The 16,120-nt window shown below is 50.5% G+C and carries 10 protein-coding genes and 1 pseudogene; 6 read left to right on the top strand and 5 right to left on the bottom strand.

Annotated elements, in window-relative coordinates:
• Nucleotides 1-8 precede the first annotated feature (8 nt).
• Together DXY31_RS00165 and DXY31_RS00160 are read right to left on the bottom strand one after the other, a co-directional pair.
• Nucleotides 9-713 (bottom strand): class I SAM-dependent methyltransferase, encoded by a 705-nt coding sequence (locus DXY31_RS00165; RefSeq protein WP_114990348.1) that lies wholly within the window; start codon nucleotides 711-713, stop codon nucleotides 9-11.
• Between the two features lie 4 nt (nucleotides 714-717).
• The gene (locus DXY31_RS00160) at nucleotides 718-4,221 is read right to left on the bottom strand and encodes a tetratricopeptide repeat protein (RefSeq protein WP_170953464.1); all 3,504 of its coding nucleotides are present in this window, start codon (nucleotides 4,219-4,221) and stop codon (nucleotides 718-720) included.
• 1,272 nt (nucleotides 4,222-5,493) lie between these two features.
• Between DXY31_RS00160 and rfbB the strand changes: the two genes are divergently transcribed.
• The 6 genes and pseudogenes from rfbB to DXY31_RS00130 all read left to right on the top strand — a co-directional run bounded on the left by rfbB (nucleotide 5,494) and on the right by DXY31_RS00130 (nucleotide 10,560).
• Nucleotides 5,494-6,600: a dTDP-glucose 4,6-dehydratase gene (rfbB, locus tag DXY31_RS00150; protein ID WP_114990340.1), complete on the top strand. Its 1,107-nt coding sequence runs from the start codon at nucleotides 5,494-5,496 to the stop codon at nucleotides 6,598-6,600.
• Entirely contained in the window at nucleotides 6,597-7,397 is an 801-nt protein-coding gene (locus DXY31_RS00145; protein WP_114990337.1) for a glycosyltransferase, read from the top strand. The genes rfbB and DXY31_RS00145 overlap by 4 nt, the downstream gene beginning before the upstream one ends.
• Nucleotides 7,398-7,414: 17 nt before the next feature.
• Nucleotides 7,415-7,714 (top strand): annotated as a pseudogene (locus DXY31_RS17795) (glycosyltransferase); the annotation flags it as partial.
• A 6-nt stretch (nucleotides 7,715-7,720) separates the two neighbouring features.
• Nucleotides 7,721-8,356, top strand: coding sequence for a hypothetical protein (locus DXY31_RS00140; RefSeq protein WP_244279408.1), 636 nt, complete (start codon nucleotides 7,721-7,723; stop codon nucleotides 8,354-8,356).
• Nucleotides 8,356-9,633, top strand: coding sequence for a glycosyltransferase (locus DXY31_RS00135; protein WP_114990331.1), 1,278 nt, complete (start codon nucleotides 8,356-8,358; stop codon nucleotides 9,631-9,633). Before DXY31_RS00140 ends, DXY31_RS00135 begins: the two co-directional genes overlap by 1 nt.
• Before the next feature lie 3 nt (nucleotides 9,634-9,636).
• A complete protein-coding gene (locus tag DXY31_RS00130; RefSeq protein WP_114990327.1) occupies nucleotides 9,637-10,560 on the top strand; it encodes an NAD-dependent epimerase/dehydratase family protein in 924 nt (307 codons plus the stop codon).
• On the opposite strand, the gene DXY31_RS00125 is transcribed toward DXY31_RS00130, so the two are convergent.
• The 3 genes from DXY31_RS00125 to DXY31_RS00110 all read right to left on the bottom strand — a co-directional run bounded on the left by DXY31_RS00125 (nucleotide 10,550) and on the right by DXY31_RS00110 (nucleotide 16,095).
• Complete coding sequence (locus DXY31_RS00125) at nucleotides 10,550-12,877, bottom strand: rhamnan synthesis F family protein (RefSeq protein WP_114990324.1); 2,328 nt, start codon at nucleotides 12,875-12,877, stop codon at nucleotides 10,550-10,552. The two genes, DXY31_RS00130 and DXY31_RS00125, sit on opposite strands and share 11 nt — an antisense overlap.
• On the bottom strand, nucleotides 12,877-15,396 hold the full coding sequence (locus DXY31_RS00120; protein ID WP_114990321.1) for a glycosyltransferase: 2,520 nt from the start codon (nucleotides 15,394-15,396) through the stop codon (nucleotides 12,877-12,879). The genes DXY31_RS00125 and DXY31_RS00120 overlap by 1 nt, the downstream gene beginning before the upstream one ends.
• A gap of 306 nt (nucleotides 15,397-15,702) precedes the next feature.
• Nucleotides 15,703-16,095, bottom strand: coding sequence for a hypothetical protein (locus DXY31_RS00110; RefSeq protein WP_114990315.1), 393 nt, complete (start codon nucleotides 16,093-16,095; stop codon nucleotides 15,703-15,705).
• Nucleotides 16,096-16,120: the final 25 nt, after the last annotated feature.

Below are 16,120 nucleotides of genomic sequence, written 5' to 3'. Positions count from 1 at the left end.
TCTATATTTTACACATCTCTTGAAAGTATAACATCAAAACGATACGCACTGGCGTAGAACGCCTCAGGCATATCGATAATAGTAGCTTCCCAGTTATATTTCTCTGAAAGAGCTCTTATTTCTGACTTCGTCCACCATTTGCCTATTACACTTTTACAAGACGCGAGATCTGCATTTTGTGGTATTGAATCTTTGAAAAATACATCTGCCCTCGATCTGTCAGGTATATTTCCGATATAAAAACGGCTTATTGCTTTAAATTTTAGATTAAACTGATCTAGTATGTTGTCTATTATGGTTTGCTCTAAGTACGAAAAAGATCCGTAACATAGTGACTTGCTATATTTGGAGGCTTCCGTAGGTGTAGAAGAATTCAAAAAATCAATAATCTCTGAATGCATAAAACTGATATCTGGTGATTCTTCAAAAAACTCTTTTGCAATAGAGATGAGATACTCCGAGTTGTCAATCCCTTTCAGTTTGGATACACTATTTTTCAATCTCGATGACAATGCTCCATTCCCACAACAAAAATCGATAATGTTATCATTTCGTTCTAGTTTAAGCCCATTTGTGATTGCTTTTGTTATGAATTTTATTTGGTTTTCATCAGCAGGTTCTCCCCGCACTGTGCGTTTTATTTGCCCCCAAAAATCTTCCTTGGGTCGAGATCTTGCGTACGTGTCGTGATCAAAAAAGTTGTAATCGGTCATTGATTTAGATTTCAGACAATAAGTTTGCCAATTCTTCGGTGGCTCTGAAATTGGAAGATATTATTTTGTGAAATTTGCTTTTGATTTGAGATTTAAGATGCAACAACTTATTTTTGTTCGATGTTATTTCAATGCATAATGCTATGTAATCTGAGTTCGAATACGCAATCGGAGCATCTTTTATGTTCATTATTTGGTATAAACCATATACTAACCTGCTTCTTGCAAGCAATCCTGGTTTTGTGACGATTGGAATCCCCTTCGCCAAAGCCTCGTAGGCAGTAGTCCCACATCCTCGATGTAACGGGTCAAGCAACGCGTCACAGAATGAGATCAAGCTCAAATAATCGACTTTTGGCATTGGTTTCATGAATTTAGATTTTTCTAAAAGTGTTGGTGCATATTTTTCCCATCTTTCTGACAGCAAGCTGGAAGACCGCTCACTAAAGTCTAGGACTAGAAAAGTCGTGTTATAGCATTTTTGCGCCACTTCCTCTAGTATTTCATCCCAGTCTGGATGAAATTTTGCTGGATTATGCAATAAGCTCACTAAGTTTACATCTTTGGGTATCCCATAGATATCGCAAATGTCTTTGCGAACTTTGTGACTTTTAATTTCTATGCCAGTGGGTATTCCGTTAATTTTAATCAGTCTTTCTGTGTAATTTTCTTCTGAAGCATTTGTTTCAGTGTATTTGCTGGATATGAAGTAATCGACTGTTTTAATGCCGGTTGTTATTGAATTTCCTGGTAGTACCATTTGCACTTTTGCTAATCTGTTATGTGCCAAACAGTAAGGTGCATGAGATGAATGAATTTCCGTATATATGAGAACATCTAATTTTAGTTTTATGATCATTTCTACCGATCTTCTTAGATTATTTGGAAGTTGTATGGTCCTCGAGACGTAGTTCTCTAGCTCTTTACTGCTTTTGCTGGATGCCAAGGGACCTTTTATAAGCGCTACATCAATGTTCTCTTTATTGATGCTCTTGACCAAATTGAAGTAGTGCTGAAATATCACATGACCTTTATGTGGATTGTCAAAGTAAAACCCTATTCTCCTTTTTTGGTTGGCTTTTGAATCTGTTTCTCTGAAGTCTGCGACTGCCGATGTTTCATTTTTAGATTTTACCTCTAGCCACGGATGTACTATTTTGCCGATTTCCTGAAGTAGCTCCTTGTCATCTTTGCCATTTTGATAGGTTAACATGAATAAGGATAAGTCTATGAAGTTCTTGTCCGATTCCTTTACATTTCTCTCTCGAAAAATTTTTTTTATGTGTGACAGATAGTTATTTCTTTGTTCTTTTATTTCCCAGCTGCTCATGGCAATCCGTGGAAAGTGTAATTTGGACATGCATAAGTTGGGAACGCTTGGCTTAAGTTGTGCTGCTTTTTCGAAGCAATTTATTGCATCTTTTTCTTCCCCTTTTTCTAATAAAATTATACCCATATTCTTGTGTGTAATGGGGTTATCAGGCTGGAGCTCTAAGGACTTCAGTGTTGAGGCAAGTGCTTGATCGAGCTGTCCGAGCTCTTGGTAGATCCCGCCCAGGTTCCTGTGTGCATCGGGGTTATCAGGCTTGAGCTCTAAGGACTTCAGTGTTGAGGCAAGTGCTTGATCGAGCTGCCCGAGCTCTTGGTAGATCACGCCCAGGTTCCTGTGTGCATCGGGGTTATCAGGCTTGATCTCTAGGGTCTTCAGTGTTGAGGTAAGTGCTTGATCGAGCTGCCCAAGATCTAAATAGATCCCGCCCAGGTTGATGTGTGCATCGGGGTTATCAGGCTTGATCTCTAGGGTCTTCAGTGTTGAGGTAAGTGCTTGATCGAGCTGCCCAAGATCTAAATAGATCCCGCCCAGGTTGATGTGTGCATCGGGGTTATCAGGCTTGATCTCTAGGGTCTTCAGTGTTGAGGTAAGTGCTTGATCGAGCTGTCCGAGCTCTTGGTAGATCCCACCCAGGTTCAGATAGGCACTTTGATTATCAGGCTTGAGCTCTAAGGACCTCAGAGTTGCTGCAAGTGCTTGATCGAGCTGGCCGAGCGTTTTGTAGATCCCGCCCAGGTTGATGTGGGCATCGGGGTTATCAGGCTCGATCTCTAGGGTCTTCAGTGTTGAGGCAAGTGCTTGATCGAGCTGTCCGAGCTCTTTGTAGATCCCACCCAGGTTCAGATAGGCACCTGGGTTATCAGGCTTGAGCTCTAAGGACTTCAGCGTTGCTGCAAGTGCTTGATCGAGCTGTCCGAGCTCTTTGTAGATCCCACCCAGGTTCAGATAGGCACCTGGGTTATCAGGCTTGAGCTCTAAGGACTTCAGCGTTGAGGAAAGTGCTTGATCGAGCCGCCCAAGATCTAAATAGATCCCGCCCAGGTTGCTGTATGCATCAGGGTTATCAGGCTGGAGCTCTAAGGACTTTAGGGTTGCTGATAGGGCTTGATCGAGCTGACCGAGATTTTTATAGATCCCGCCTAGGCTCAGGTAGGCACCTTGTATATTAGGGTCTAATGCAAGAGCTTTATGTATTGCAGGCAGAGCTTCTTGTTGCCTCCCTTCATTCATCAGAGCATTCCCAATACTGGTCCATGCGGGAATGAACGACTCATCAAGCTGAATGACAATCTTAAACGCTTCTACAGCGTCAATATTGTTACCAGTGTTGAGCAAACAGAGCCCAAGATTGAATGGAATAATCTTGTTTTTAGATTGGTCAATATCCAACTTTCTGTACTCGACGATTGCTTCTTTGAATTGCCCGAGGTTTTGATAGGCCTGCGCCAAAAGAAGCGAACATTGCTCGCTTGGCGCTAGAGCTGAAGCCTTTGATAGTGATTTCGCCGCATCTGCAGCCTGTCCTTTTTGCAGGAGCAAAAGTCCTAAATTGAGAAATGAGTTGTCAGCTTTGGGATTGATTCCTAATTCCTTCTGATAGAACTCAACGGCTTGATCGGGCTTGTTTTTATTTTGAAAGATAATACCGAGGATTTCATTGATTCCAGGGGTGTTTTCGTTAATTGCGAGGGCTTGATGTGCGAATGATTCAGCTTGATCAATATCACCTATTGCCAGAAAACTCGCTGCTACGCCCACGTATGCTTGGATCAGTTTTGAGTCTGCATGAATGGCTCGCTTGAATAGATTGATTGCTTCTTGGGTGTTGCCTGATTGCCGCTTGAGGCTGGCAATATTATTAATGGCAGGAGCATAATTATTATTAATTTCTAGAGCTTTTTCGTACCATTCAAGGGCAGCAGCAGTATCGCTAAGATTCAAAAATATATTACCAATATCTTTGACTATTTCTGGATCGCTCCCATCGAGTTGATGAGCTTTTACTAGGTATTGCTGTGCTTTTTCGAATTGCCCTAAAGCGAGTAAGGACTTGCCTGCATATTTGTAGGCATAATAGACTTCTGGGTTGGTCTGCAAGGCATTTTGGCAAGCCTGTAGACATTCCTGATTGCGACCAGCAGCTGAGAGCTCTTGAATTGTGATCAAATCTGTCATGTCATCAATCATCTTTTAAAAGGTATTTTACTGGTGGTTTAGAGCTGCACACCAGGGAGATCAGAAACTTCTTAAACAATTCAAGCCTTGCCTTAACTTATGCCCACAGTAATCAGGTTTCAATAAGCAATGGGGAAATAAAGAGATCAGCTCCTTCGGCTCAACATATCTATTGATTTTGCTCACCACATTAAAGCAAATTTTGAATTATCATAAAAACTTATCTAGCCTTGGCGAACAATGTTATTCATCTTTCAGATTTAAAGATTACATTAGCATTTTTTGGAAGAGCCAGCGCTACCAGTCCAACGACGAGTCATGCCGCTTCAATCCGTCGCCCGTAAGTTTTTGCTAGATAGAAAGATCTTCAAGCAGTCCCGACACTTCGAGGGACCTCGCCCGGATGTTCATGTCACCTTCAATTCTATACATTGTAGGGAGCTATCGCTCTTGGAGGACGATGCAGGCTCCCAGGCGACGCCTGTGGATGCGTTCGATTATAGTTGGTGTCGCTTCAGCTTTTGCTCGATCCTAATTGGCGCAAGTGTGTGTGAGCTGCTCCCGGCGGAACCCCTTAAGCTGACGCTCGTAACAATCAAATTTGGCCTCGCTTCGCGTTTCTCAGTCCTTTTGAGGCATTACAGAGTCATAGCCAGCAGGGTGCTATATCCAATTCCATTCTTCCGCTCTTCGGTGGAGGGTCGATTCAGAACAACCAACAACATCTGCGGTTTGAGTGTACTGGCAACTAGGTCCGAAATCGCGATGCAACAAGAGTTGCTCAAATGCCCCGAAGGCTCACTGGGAAGTTAGAAGAAGGATGTCATTTGCTTTCCAACAAATCTGATATTTTATCTGCTTTTATAGAGTTGGCCTAAGCGAACAGTCATTTTTTTGAGTGGGCTTATGTTCGTCAATCCTTTGGGTCTCTTCTGATTTGAATCGTGCTTAGTTTCGATTACTCTCGCATGTGTGAGTTTATTGTGATAAATTTCATCCAAGTTATCATGCTCGATCCAGCTTGGATTATCGATTTGCTTTTCCATCAGATATAAATGTGTAGGATAAGGTTTGGGTCGGCGCAAATGACACTTTTCTTTTTGCTTTGCAGATTGTTGGCTTTAATTATCACGCTTAAGCGGAGGGAGGTGTTCTTTTCGGCCGTTCATTGGAACGACGTTTGATCGGTATTTGGGAAAAAATTCTGGCTTGTTTAGTGGCAGGCCTATTTGGGCGTTTGGGGTTTATCCTTCCAATAGAATTTGAATTGTGATGTCTTTTCCCCTGCCAGCTGATTCCCGCTTGTTGGTGACCGGGGGAGCTGGATTTATTGGGAGCTCCGTTGTGCGCAGGTTATTGCATCACTCAGATGTGCAGGTCTTCAATCTGGACAAAATTGGTTATGCCAGTGACCTCACAAGCATCGGTGACCATCCCAACCACCATTTACTTAGGATGGATCTAGCAAGTGCTGAGGCCACGGAGGAAGCGGTCCGAATCGCGGATCCGGATCTAGTGATGCATCTTGCTGCAGAAAGTCATGTCGATCGTTCAATCGACGGCCCAGGGGTTTTCATTGAAAGCAATATCCTTGGGACTTTTCATTTGCTTCAGTCTGTGCGTCGTCACTGGGAGCAGCTGGCGCCGCATCGTCGTGATCGTTTTCGCTTCCATCACATCAGTACGGACGAAGTGTTTGGTTCGCTGGGAGATCAGGGACGCTTTTCTGAAACCACTGCTTATGATCCTCGCAGTCCGTATTCTGCGAGTAAGGCGGCTAGTGATCACCTCGTCAATGCCTGGTATCACACTTTTGGTTTGCCCGTCGTTCTCACGAATTGCTCCAATAATTACGGTCCTTGGCAGTTTCCAGAGAAGTTGATTCCCGTTGTCATTCTCAAGGCCATTGCAGGTGAGTCCATTCCTCTTTATGGAGATGGTCTGAATATCCGCGATTGGTTGTATGTTGAAGACCATGTTGATGCGCTGTTATTGGCAGCAACGCGTGGGCGAATCGGTGGTCATTACTGTGTCGGAGGTGCTGGCGATCATGGCTCTGCGAGTGAGCGAAGTAATCGCGATGTAGTTGAAACGATCTGCTCAATTCTTGATCGACTGAGACCTCAGGATGAACCTTATGCACATTTGATTAAGCGCGTTTCAGATCGCCCAGGCCACGATCGCAGATATGCCATTGATGCCAACAAAATATCGAGTGAACTCGGCTGGAAACCAAAGCATAGTTTTGAAGAAGGCCTAAAGGCCACCGTGGAGTGGTATTTGCACAATCTTGATTGGTGCCAAAAGGTCCGAGATCAAGCAGGTTATGAAGGTGAGCGGATCGGTACTGCCGATCAAAGTTCTGTTTCGGGTTTATGAGTGCAACTGGTACGCCACCGCGCTCTTTGATTCTGCTTTTGGTGGCATTCCATCCTTCTGAGCAGGAAGTTCATTGTTTGGCTAAATGTTTGAGAGCCTTGCCTGCGACGATTGGTTATGCCGTTGTGGTGAATGATTACCGCCCAGGAGAACCCGTTGATCTCCTGGCTCAAAATGCAGATCATTGGTTGTGTAATTCAGATAATCCGGGCTATGGAACAGCAGTAAATCGTTTGGTCAAAACTTTGCCAAACATTCCTGAGTACTTAGGTGTTCTTAATACTGATATTCAGTGGAATGATGGCACTTTCGTAATGATGATGTCCTGGATGGATCAAAATCCTGATGTGGTCCTCGTTGCGCCTCGGATCCTTGACCCGTCAGGCAATGAACAAAAGCTCTGCAAGAGAAATCCCACTGTTTTAGGTTTATTGAGTCGGCGATTCATTCCTAATTGGATTAAACCCGGCTGGTTGAGGCGTTATGACCGGTGGTACGTCATGGCTGATTATTCTTATGACGATCAATTTGATGTTCCTTATTTGAGCGGCTGCTGCATGCTGATGCAATCCAACCCTTTTTTAGAGGTTGGTGGTTTTGATGAGCATTTTTTCCTTTATCTGGAAGATGCTGATTTAACGCGAGAGATGTCCTCGTTGGGTCGTTGCCAGCATTTTTCTGGCGCCTCAGTGACACATTCCTGGGGACGTGGAAACTACAAAAATCTCAGATTGATGCTTGTTAATTTTCAGAGTGCCTGGATCTATTTTTGTAAGTGGGGTTGGAAGTTCTGGTGAAAAATTATGAGGTCGTGATGGCCACTTGCAATGGTGAAAGATTCCTCGATCATCAGATAGCATCCATTCTCGCGCAGACAGTTTTGCCTAGCCGTTTGTTGGTTGCTGATGATGGTTCTTCAGATCAGACGTTGAAATGTTTGCGTGATTGGCAAAAACAGAGTCCAGTTCCGCTTGAGCTTTTGGATTGCAATGGTTCTGAGCGGTTGGGCAGTTGTCGCAATTTCGAACAACTTCTTCGAGAAAGTGTCGCCTCTTACGTGATGTTGTCTGATCAAGATGATGTTTGGGATGTCGACAAAGCTGAGCGATTGCTAACGCAGATGAATGTTTTAGAGCATCGGTTTGGTGCTGAGAAGCCTCTTCTCGTTCATGCCGATCTGCGTCTGATTGACGCTGAGGGTCATCAGATTCACCCTTCCTTTCATTGTTGCCAGGGTCTTGATCCACAACGTGATGGTTTGTTTGAAGTCGGACTGCAGAATGTGGCGACCGGTTGTGCGCTGTTGGTAAACCGATCGGTTGTTGAGCGATCCCTACCATTTCCGGATGAAGTGGTTCTCCATGATTGGTGGTTAGCTCTTGTGGCAGCCCAGGCGGGCGGTTTGGCCTATTTGCCTAAACCCTGCTCCAGTTACCGACAGCATCAGGCGAATGTGGTGGGAGCACGTGGTTGGCGTCATCAGTTGATCCAACGCCTTCTGGGTGTTGATGTCGTCCGTCCCGACCTTGCTGCTCAGCGATTGATTAGTCCTGGTTTGTTACAGCTCCGGGCCTGTTTGGCACGGTTTGGTCCGCCAGAGAGCGCAACACGATTTGAAAGGCTGTGGAGTGCGTCGGCTTGGGTCCGTTGCTCGACTGCTTTAAAGCTTGGTTTGCGCAAGCATGGCTGGTGGCGTACAGCAGGTTTTTATGCGGCTTTGCTGTGCTCCAGGCCATCACGACATGAGCTGTCTTGATGCGAATCCTCCTTGCTGTCCATCAGTTTTTTCCTGATTTCTGTGCCGGCACGGAAACGCTCACGAGGAGAACGGCAGAAGAGTTGCAGAGACGCGGCCATGATGTCTGGATTCTCACCGCTGGTCCTCATGAGGATGGTCTCCCAACTTGGAGGCACGAGCAGTGGGAAGGGCTTGAGCTGATCCGTTTGAACCCACCTCCTGAGGCTTCTCCTTTTTGGGGGGGAGTTCTGCAGAGTTATTGGAGGCCTGAACTGGAATCTGGCTTCGTTGCCTTGTTTCGGGATCTGCAGCCCGATCTGTTGCATGTGTTTCATCTGCGTCGGCATACCCTCACTCTTGTTGAGGCTGCCCAGCGTTGCCATGTGCCCGTGTTGGCAAGCCTGACTGATTACTGGATGGTCTGTCCCTCTGGCCAACTGCAGTTTCCTGACAACTACCTCGCCCGGCGCTTCAGTGCTCCGCTGGCCTTGATCTTGCTTTGGCTCTGGCGATGGTTCAACCCCTTGCTGTCATTGATTCCCCGCAGTCCGTTCTCTGCACTCAAGCGTCGGCCTTTGTTCATGGCCCAAGCGTTTGAGCGATTTGAGCAGGTGCTGGTCCCCTCCCAATTGATGTGGAGCACGTTTGAAGACATGGGCGTCTCGACCCACCATTTCGCCTTGTGTCCTTATGGCATTTCTCTACAAGGGCTTGAGCGGTTGCCAATGCGGCTGGCCTGGCCCGGGCCTGAGCAGCGACCACTGCGTGTGGGTTTTGTTGGCAGTTTCAATCCGGCCAAGGGTGCCCATGTGTTGCTAGAGGCCTTGGCCTTGATGGGTGTGCATCAGTCTTGGGAAGCCGTTCTCTATGGCAATCCCGCAGATGATCATGACTATTGGCAAAGCTTGCAGCGTCAGGCTGATGCACTGCCTCAGGCTCGTTTTGGAGGCGTATTCGCTTCAGAGCAGGTGTTTGAGGTGTTGGCGTCTCTCGATGTTCTCGTTGTGCCTTCGCTTTGGCGAGAAAATGCACCCTTGATTGTTTCGCAAGCCAAGGCCAGCGGACTGCCGCTGTTGCTTTCAGATGTTGATGGAATGGCAGATCAGGTGGTTTCCGGTGTGAATGCCATGCTTTTTCTGCCGGGCGACAGTCGAACATTGGCTGCTTATCTCAGTCAATTTGCTGCTGATCCACAGGTTTTAGCGGCCATGGTGAATCGCGGAGGAGCACCTCGAACGATTGGTGATTACGGCGATCAGCTCGAACAGATCTACGCTCGCTTAACAAGGCGTTAAGGCATGCAGGCCGTTGTTACCGGTGCCAGTGGCTTCATTGGTTCCCATCTGGTCGATGGTCTGCTTCGTGCGGGGTACAGGGTCAAGGCCCTTGGGCGCCAGCTTCCAGGTCTGATCAGTGCGGAGGCGCAGGTCCATCCCGATCTGACGCTGTCTTCCGTGCCATTGGCAGATGGTCTGGCTCTGCAGCAAACACTGGAGGGTGCGCAGGTTGTGTTTCATCTGGCTTGCGGGAGTCTTCCCCAGACCTCCAATCGTGATCCACAGGCGGATGTGCAGGTCAATCTGCTCGGATCCTTGAATTTGCTTGAAGCAGCACGTCTCACCGATGTGAAGCGCTTGGTGATGGTGTCGTCGGGTGGAACAGTGTATGGCGTGCCGCAACAAGTGCCGATTCCAGAAACCCATCCCACAGACCCCATCTGCTCCTACGGCATCACCAAGCTTGCAATCGAGAAATATGTGGCTCTTTATCGCCAGTTGCACGGCCTCGAGGCCATGGTGCTGAGGGTGGCGAATCCTTTCGGCCCGCGTCAGCGCCTGGATGCAACGCAGGGTGTGGTCCCCGTGTTCCTTGGCCGAGCCCTGAGAGGCGACCCCTTGCAGATCTGGGGTGATGGAACAACGGTGCGCGATTTCCTGGATGTGTCTGATGTGGTCGAAGCCCTGTTGATGGCGGCTCGCTCTCAATCGGATGAGTATCTGTTCAATATTGGCTCCGGTCAGGGTCTGAGCCTCAACCAGCTCGTTGGTCTGTTGGAGGCCCAGCTGCAGCGATCCCTGAAGGTTGAGTATCTGCCTTCAAGGGGATGTGATGTTCCCACCAACGTTCTCTGCATTGCACGAGCCAAGCAGGCTCTGGGTTGGACGCCCAGAGTGTCTGTCGCGCAAGGTCTTCAGCGTCTTTGCGACAGTCTCAACGACTGAACCCAGGCACGTGTGTCACGGCATAGCGCTTGCCGTTGGCCATGCAGATCTGAGGGAGCAGCCGCTCGATGGCATGCAGCATGGTGCCGTCATAACCCAGGGGTTCTTCGGGATAGTCGTCCCAGCTCAGGCCCAGGTTGTAGAGGTTGCTTAAGGCTCCCTGCCGTGCCCAGAACATCGTGCCGACTGGAAAGTTGATCGCTTGTGGAAGCTTGTTGATCTGCAGCCGTTCGGCGAGTGCTTCGGCATGAACGCGGTTTTCGGTCCAGCCCAGGCAGCCGGGATCATCGGGAAATACCAGGCCAAGATCGGGATCGCTGTTGATGGCGGCGAGAATGATGTCGGCCATGGGTTGCTTGCCATCACCGAGCAGGTTGGCCAAAAGAAAATCACGCCAACGCTCGGCTGTACCGCCATCAATCAACACGCTTTTTTTGGTGTGCAGGTGCCCGTGGATCGTGTAATTGCGATCGAGCTGTTGGCCCAGTTCACTCAGCAGGGGGCCGATGTCGCGACCACGGTTGGGCACGGGGTGAAGGCTGGCTTCCTGCTGATTCTTGTTCAGGATTTGGCGGATTTGTGCTTCGAGCGTCGGATTGCTGAAGCTCACAAACAGATCCGGCTTCACTCGGCTCTTGCGCAGGCGATCCAGGATGGGATCCAGCAACTCCGGATAGAACACGTGAATGTGCAGGGCGACTTCGCTGGACTCCGGCAAGCGTGTGATCGCATCTCGGGGTTGAATCGGTGGAACTAGCCAGGGGCCTTTGGGTTGTCCGTTTTCATGCCAGTGGGCGAGGGGGTCGCGGCGTGCATCCTGATCAAGCCGACGTTCCCTGTAAATCCCAGGATGGAAACCTGGAAAGGGTTTGCGTGCGCGTATGTTGCTGCGCCAGCTGAGCAGATAACGCTGGTGCAGGGCTAGATCCGTGAGGCGTTGATTCGGGTATGCAAAGTTGGCGTTCACCAGCTTCTGTTCAAACAGCAGCCTCAGGTCGGACTCCTCTTGCCGGACTTCAGTACCGCTGATGCCAGCCAGCTTGATCAGCTCCTTGATGTAGGAGGGCATGTGGAACCAGCGGCTGGCGTGTTCGCGGGTAAGGGCACCAAGCTGCTTCATCCGTTCAGGGGAGCGCAGAAGTGCCACCGCTTTACGGGCCATGACGTTGTAGTCGAAGTAAGGAGCCACGCCGGCTGAGTGAAGGAGCGGTTGCTGTTCCAGCAGGTTGGCGATGCCACAGGCTTCTTGGAAGCAGAGCACCGGGGTTGCGGCCAGCATCGCGTCGATCGCCACATTTGGCAGTGGATCCAGACGTGAGCTGACGACAAAGAGGTTGCTGCGATTGACCAGGTCTTGGTAAGCCTGTGATTCCTCCAGCATCACCAGATGGTTACTGAGGCCGCTGCGGCTGATCTGATCCTCCAGCCAGACAGACACACTGAAGTCGTGCTCAGGCTCATAACCGCTGCCGATCCAGGCAAATCGCATATTGAGTTCAGGAGCCTGTTGGACAATCTGAGCGGCCATCGCCACGAATAGATCGACTCCTTTGCGGGGTTGGACGGCTCCTGCCCCCAGCACCAGCAGTGTCTCCTGCGGCAGTTGGTTCAGAAAATCTCTGGCTTCAACCTTTGATGGCCGTTTGAGAGCATTCTTGCTGCTGGTTTGGCTAGCTGCAGGAAGTTGGCAGCGGCCTTGTGGGAGTACCGCTAGTCGAACATCAGTGAGATGGTTGCAACGGCGGAGCACATCGCTCCAGGTCAGTGGGGTTGAACACACCACGCGCGAGGACCACAGTCCCACTTCTGCAAAGACATCCAGCGGTTTGATGTAAGTCACGAATTCATGCACCAGGCACAGGCAGGCAATTCCCTCTCCGCGCAACGGCTCCAGAAGGGGTGCCGAGACCACCGAATTCACCAGTGCAAATTCAGGATTTCCCTGCGGACAAGCTGCCTTCATTGCTCGTCTGACAAGTTTGCGGTTCACAAATGTCCGCTTGGCCTTGATCAATGCAGTGCTGTTGGCCTGGAACTGGTGGCGCAGCGGCCCGCCTCTCAGCAGCAGCACCACCACGTTGTGAGTCTGGCTGAGTTGTTGCACCAGATTGAGAGCCAGGACCGGAGCCCCTGTGGCTGAGGCCTCGTGGCTCACGACCATTGCGGTCGGTCGGCTGCGATTGAAGGCTTGTCCGCCGTTCTGCACCTCCATGCCAACACTGGTGAGCAGGCGGGCGTAGCCCCAGCGAGCCAGAGGCTTGATCTGACGACCAAGCGGTGAGTTGATCAGTGCACGAACGGTCTTGAAGCGCGGCATCAGCTGTTCTCAGCGGCAAAAGCGAGTTGGAGCCATGGGTGGCGATGCTGAAGCAGACGGCTGAGTTGGCGTTGGCGTTGATTGGTCTGGCTCTGCAGCATCGATGTGCCGTGCTGGGTGTAGGTGGCAAGGGGTTGCGGGTACAGCACGCCATGCCAACCGGCCTCGATCAGCTTGCACCAGAAATCGAAATCCTCCCAGCCTCCGAGGATGTGGCTGTAACCGCCGACTGCTTCCCAGGCGCAGCGTCGTACCAGTGCCATCGCGTCAATCACATTGCCAGCTCGGAGTTGTTCGCGTTGCCAGGGATGGCCTCCGCCGGTCAGACCCAGCAGCATGCTGTTGTCATCCAGGATCCGAATCAGGGGATGAACCACGGCAGTGGTGTCAGGACTGGCCTTGGCCAGTTGGAGACACACCTCGCAGGTTTTGGGGTCGATCTGGTTGTCAGCATCCAGGACCCAGCACCAGGGTGCTGTTGCTGCGCTGAAGGCGGTGTTGCGTGCAGCAGCCAGTCCTGCGTTCTCCCGATGTTTCAGCAGCTTTACCCGGCGAAAGCGCTGTCCATGGTTTTCAAGCCATTCCAGGCATCGGCTCAGGCTGTTGTCCGTTGAGTGATCGTCGACGATCACTAGTTCGAGGTCTTGAAGTGATTGCGAAAAACAGCTTTGCAACGCAGAAGGTAGCCGCTTGGCATAGTTGTATGAGCTGATGCAGATCGCTACTTCCGGGGAGATTCCGTTGCTCTGTTCCCAGATCAAATCGACGGCTGGCTTCGGTGTCTGAATCTCTGCGGGCTCGGGCTGTCCTGCTTCTCGCCAGGCCAGCTCCTCAAGCAGTTCATCTGGATGGATCGGCTGTTCGAATGAGGCAATTGCAAGAGAGTTCCAAAGCGGTTGTTCGGTGGTGTCAGGATCCAGCCGAATCAGCTTGAAGCCCGCAGAAAGACATGCGCTGATCCAGCCAGCCAGTGTGTAGGCCTGTTGTTCGGAAAGGGCAGGTGCTGGGGGAAAAACTGGACAATGAAACAGGTTCGCGGGCAGCTTGTCCCAGCCCTGACGTTCGCCGCCTCCCAGACACAACCACTGCCCGCCGTTCGCCACAAGGGCCTGAGGATTGGGCAGCCCCAGTTGACTTGCTGCTTCGTGGGAGCTGTTGCCTGGCTTGAGCCAGGTCCCCTGAGTTTCGCTTTGCCCGTTCAACATGGTCGGAAGCGTCTCCGCGTTCACGCCCAGAAGCCGCAACAATCTGACCTGCTCTGGATCGGGGTCGAACACCCTGCTCACTTTGCTGAGTTGCAGAAGTAGTGCAGGGTTTTGCGCTGTAACTTCGAGTGTTTGCAGGTGCAAGGCAGCATCGGCAGGTGCTTCAGGGCTGCAGATCAGCAGCCTGCATTCAGAGCTAAGCGGCAGGACATTGATCCAGAGGTGGCTGGTCCATGCATTCATTGACCCGCCGATCAGCGCAAGCCTCAGCTCTGATGGCAAGGGTCCGCCATCACCACAGCTGGGGTCGTGCCCAGGAAATCCTGGCTGGTTCAGCCTTCTGAGCTGCCCCAGGCTGAGAGCGCTGATGCCTTGCTCTTCCCAGGCCTGAATCCCGGCTTTCTGGTCTGCAGCAGTCTGGTTTCCCAGGGCGTTGAGGGCCAGGCTCCAGGAATGGCGTTGCTGGTTTGAGCGTCGTCGCTTGCTCGAGCGGGAGGCAGGTAAAGACTGGCGACTTGCCCAGCGCTGCAGAGGCCGAATTGAACCCGTTGCTGCTCGTTCAAGCTGTTGGTGCCAGTGTTGGACCTTTCGGCTGAGGGCTGGTGACTGCTGATTGCTGAGGCTGCGTCGTAAGTCCGGACGGATGCAGGCCTGTGCTCGTTTGACGGCTGTTGTATCGGTGGCTTTGAGATGGCAGAACCGTTGCAAAGCCTCAATTTGTGGTTCTGGGGCTTCAAACCAGCGGCTATAACTCACCACCTGCAGAGGAAGCTCATCGGCATCGATCAGCGGTTGCTGTTGATGACGGATCCAAAGGGCTTGCGCGCGAGCAGCTGTCATCCCGGTGCTAGTGGCATCCCGGTTGACGAGCGACGTCACTACCTCAGCAGGGTCACGAAAGGCGAGTAGCAAACGTAAGGGTAGATTCAGCTCTGCAGCCACCTGGCGCCACAGGGGCAGGAGCAGCGAAGTGCGCGGATCCTTGATTGCCCATGGGTCGCTTTGTTGCTGCAGATCGAGAATGAGCAGTCGCTTGAGACAGGCTGCGGACCGTTTAGCGCGTGCCGTTGTTAACCAATCTTGTGGGAGCGCCAGGGTTCCTTGTTCGCTGGGCCACCAGCGCTGCATATCGATCAGCAACTCTTCCTGCAGTGCTGTGATGTCAGTTCGCTCGAAATAACCTGCAGGATTGAGATGGTCGCCAGGGATCAGTGGGCCAGGAAGGGTGACGCCGAGGGATTTGAGGATTGATCCCAGTAGGGAGGTGCCGCTGCGATGCATGCCGACCACCAAAATTAGTGGGGGTGCAGTCATGGAGCGATCCTCATGCCATCCAATAGTTGTTGGAGGTCTGTCGATACAACCTCAATGAGCTGAAGAATGGCAGAGCTTGAATCGATCGAGCCAAGAAATAGAGCCAAGTAGATGATCACTGATTTGAATATGCACAGACTTCCCTGTGGATTGAACAATTGTCTGCTCTCGGCAGGGCTCAAAAGTACAACTCTTGAAGTCCGCTTGAAATGGGCTGAAACGTTGTTGAGCTTTAGAGCTTCCCCCTTCCATTCAATTCTTCCTGTTGATCATTCGAAAGATAAGAATTTTGGTTTTGACTTTTTCCTATGGGGAGATAGGGTTAAGTTTTTTTAAGGCTCTCAACACTTTGCGTGGTTGCTCTTGAGCAGTGAAGGCCTCCGCTTCATGCGGAGATAGGGATCGCCCCTCGGTGGCTTCACCATCAACGGGCCAGCCCAGCGGCAGCACAGCTCTAAAACCGGCATGCCAGTGCTGAAGCAGATGCACCATTTCATGGGTAATTAATCTGCACTTGGTGATGGGCGATGTTGTATCAGAGGTGTGCAGATCAATGCGGCCAGGCCGTCCTGGTTTTGCAAAGTAAAAACCCACAGCTGGCCGAGAAGGCTGCTGTTGAATGGTGTGCACTTCCACGCCTAGTCGATCGGCTTGGTTGAGCATGCGGGTGATGCACTGTTGCGGAGGCAGTTCTGGCATGATCTGGATCTCGTACGCTGTGTGG

Source organism: Synechococcus sp. UW179A (genome assembly GCF_900473965.1).
In the GTDB taxonomy this organism is placed as follows: Bacteria; Cyanobacteriota; Cyanobacteriia; order PCC-6307; family Cyanobiaceae; genus Synechococcus_C.
Note: the sequence above shows the minus strand (reverse complement) of the source record. Positions and strands in the feature narration are given on the sequence as shown.

Bases quoted from the DNA above. Each gene is read 5' to 3' on its own strand.
- DXY31_RS00140 (WP_244279408.1), top strand. From the start codon at position 7,721: ATGAATGTTTTAGAGCATCGGTTTGGTGCTGAGAAGCCTCTTCTCGTT.
- DXY31_RS00145 (WP_114990337.1), top strand. From the start codon at position 6,597: ATGAGTGCAACTGGTACGCCACCGCGCTCTTTGATTCTGCTTTTGGTG.
- DXY31_RS00120 (WP_114990321.1), bottom strand. From the start codon at position 15,396: ATGACTGCACCCCCACTAATTTTGGTGGTCGGCATGCATCGCAGCGGC.
- DXY31_RS00110 (WP_114990315.1), bottom strand. From the start codon at position 16,095: ATGCCAGAACTGCCTCCGCAACAGTGCATCACCCGCATGCTCAACCAA.
- DXY31_RS00160 (WP_170953464.1), bottom strand. From the start codon at position 4,221: ATGACAGATTTGATCACAATTCAAGAGCTCTCAGCTGCTGGTCGCAAT.
- DXY31_RS00135 (WP_114990331.1), top strand. From the start codon at position 8,356: ATGCGAATCCTCCTTGCTGTCCATCAGTTTTTTCCTGATTTCTGTGCC.
- DXY31_RS00130 (WP_114990327.1), top strand. From the start codon at position 9,637: ATGCAGGCCGTTGTTACCGGTGCCAGTGGCTTCATTGGTTCCCATCTG.
- DXY31_RS00125 (WP_114990324.1), bottom strand. From the start codon at position 12,877: ATGCCGCGCTTCAAGACCGTTCGTGCACTGATCAACTCACCGCTTGGT.
- DXY31_RS00165 (WP_114990348.1), bottom strand. From the start codon at position 713: ATGACCGATTACAACTTTTTTGATCACGACACGTACGCAAGATCTCGA.
- rfbB (WP_114990340.1), top strand. From the start codon at position 5,494: ATGTCTTTTCCCCTGCCAGCTGATTCCCGCTTGTTGGTGACCGGGGGA.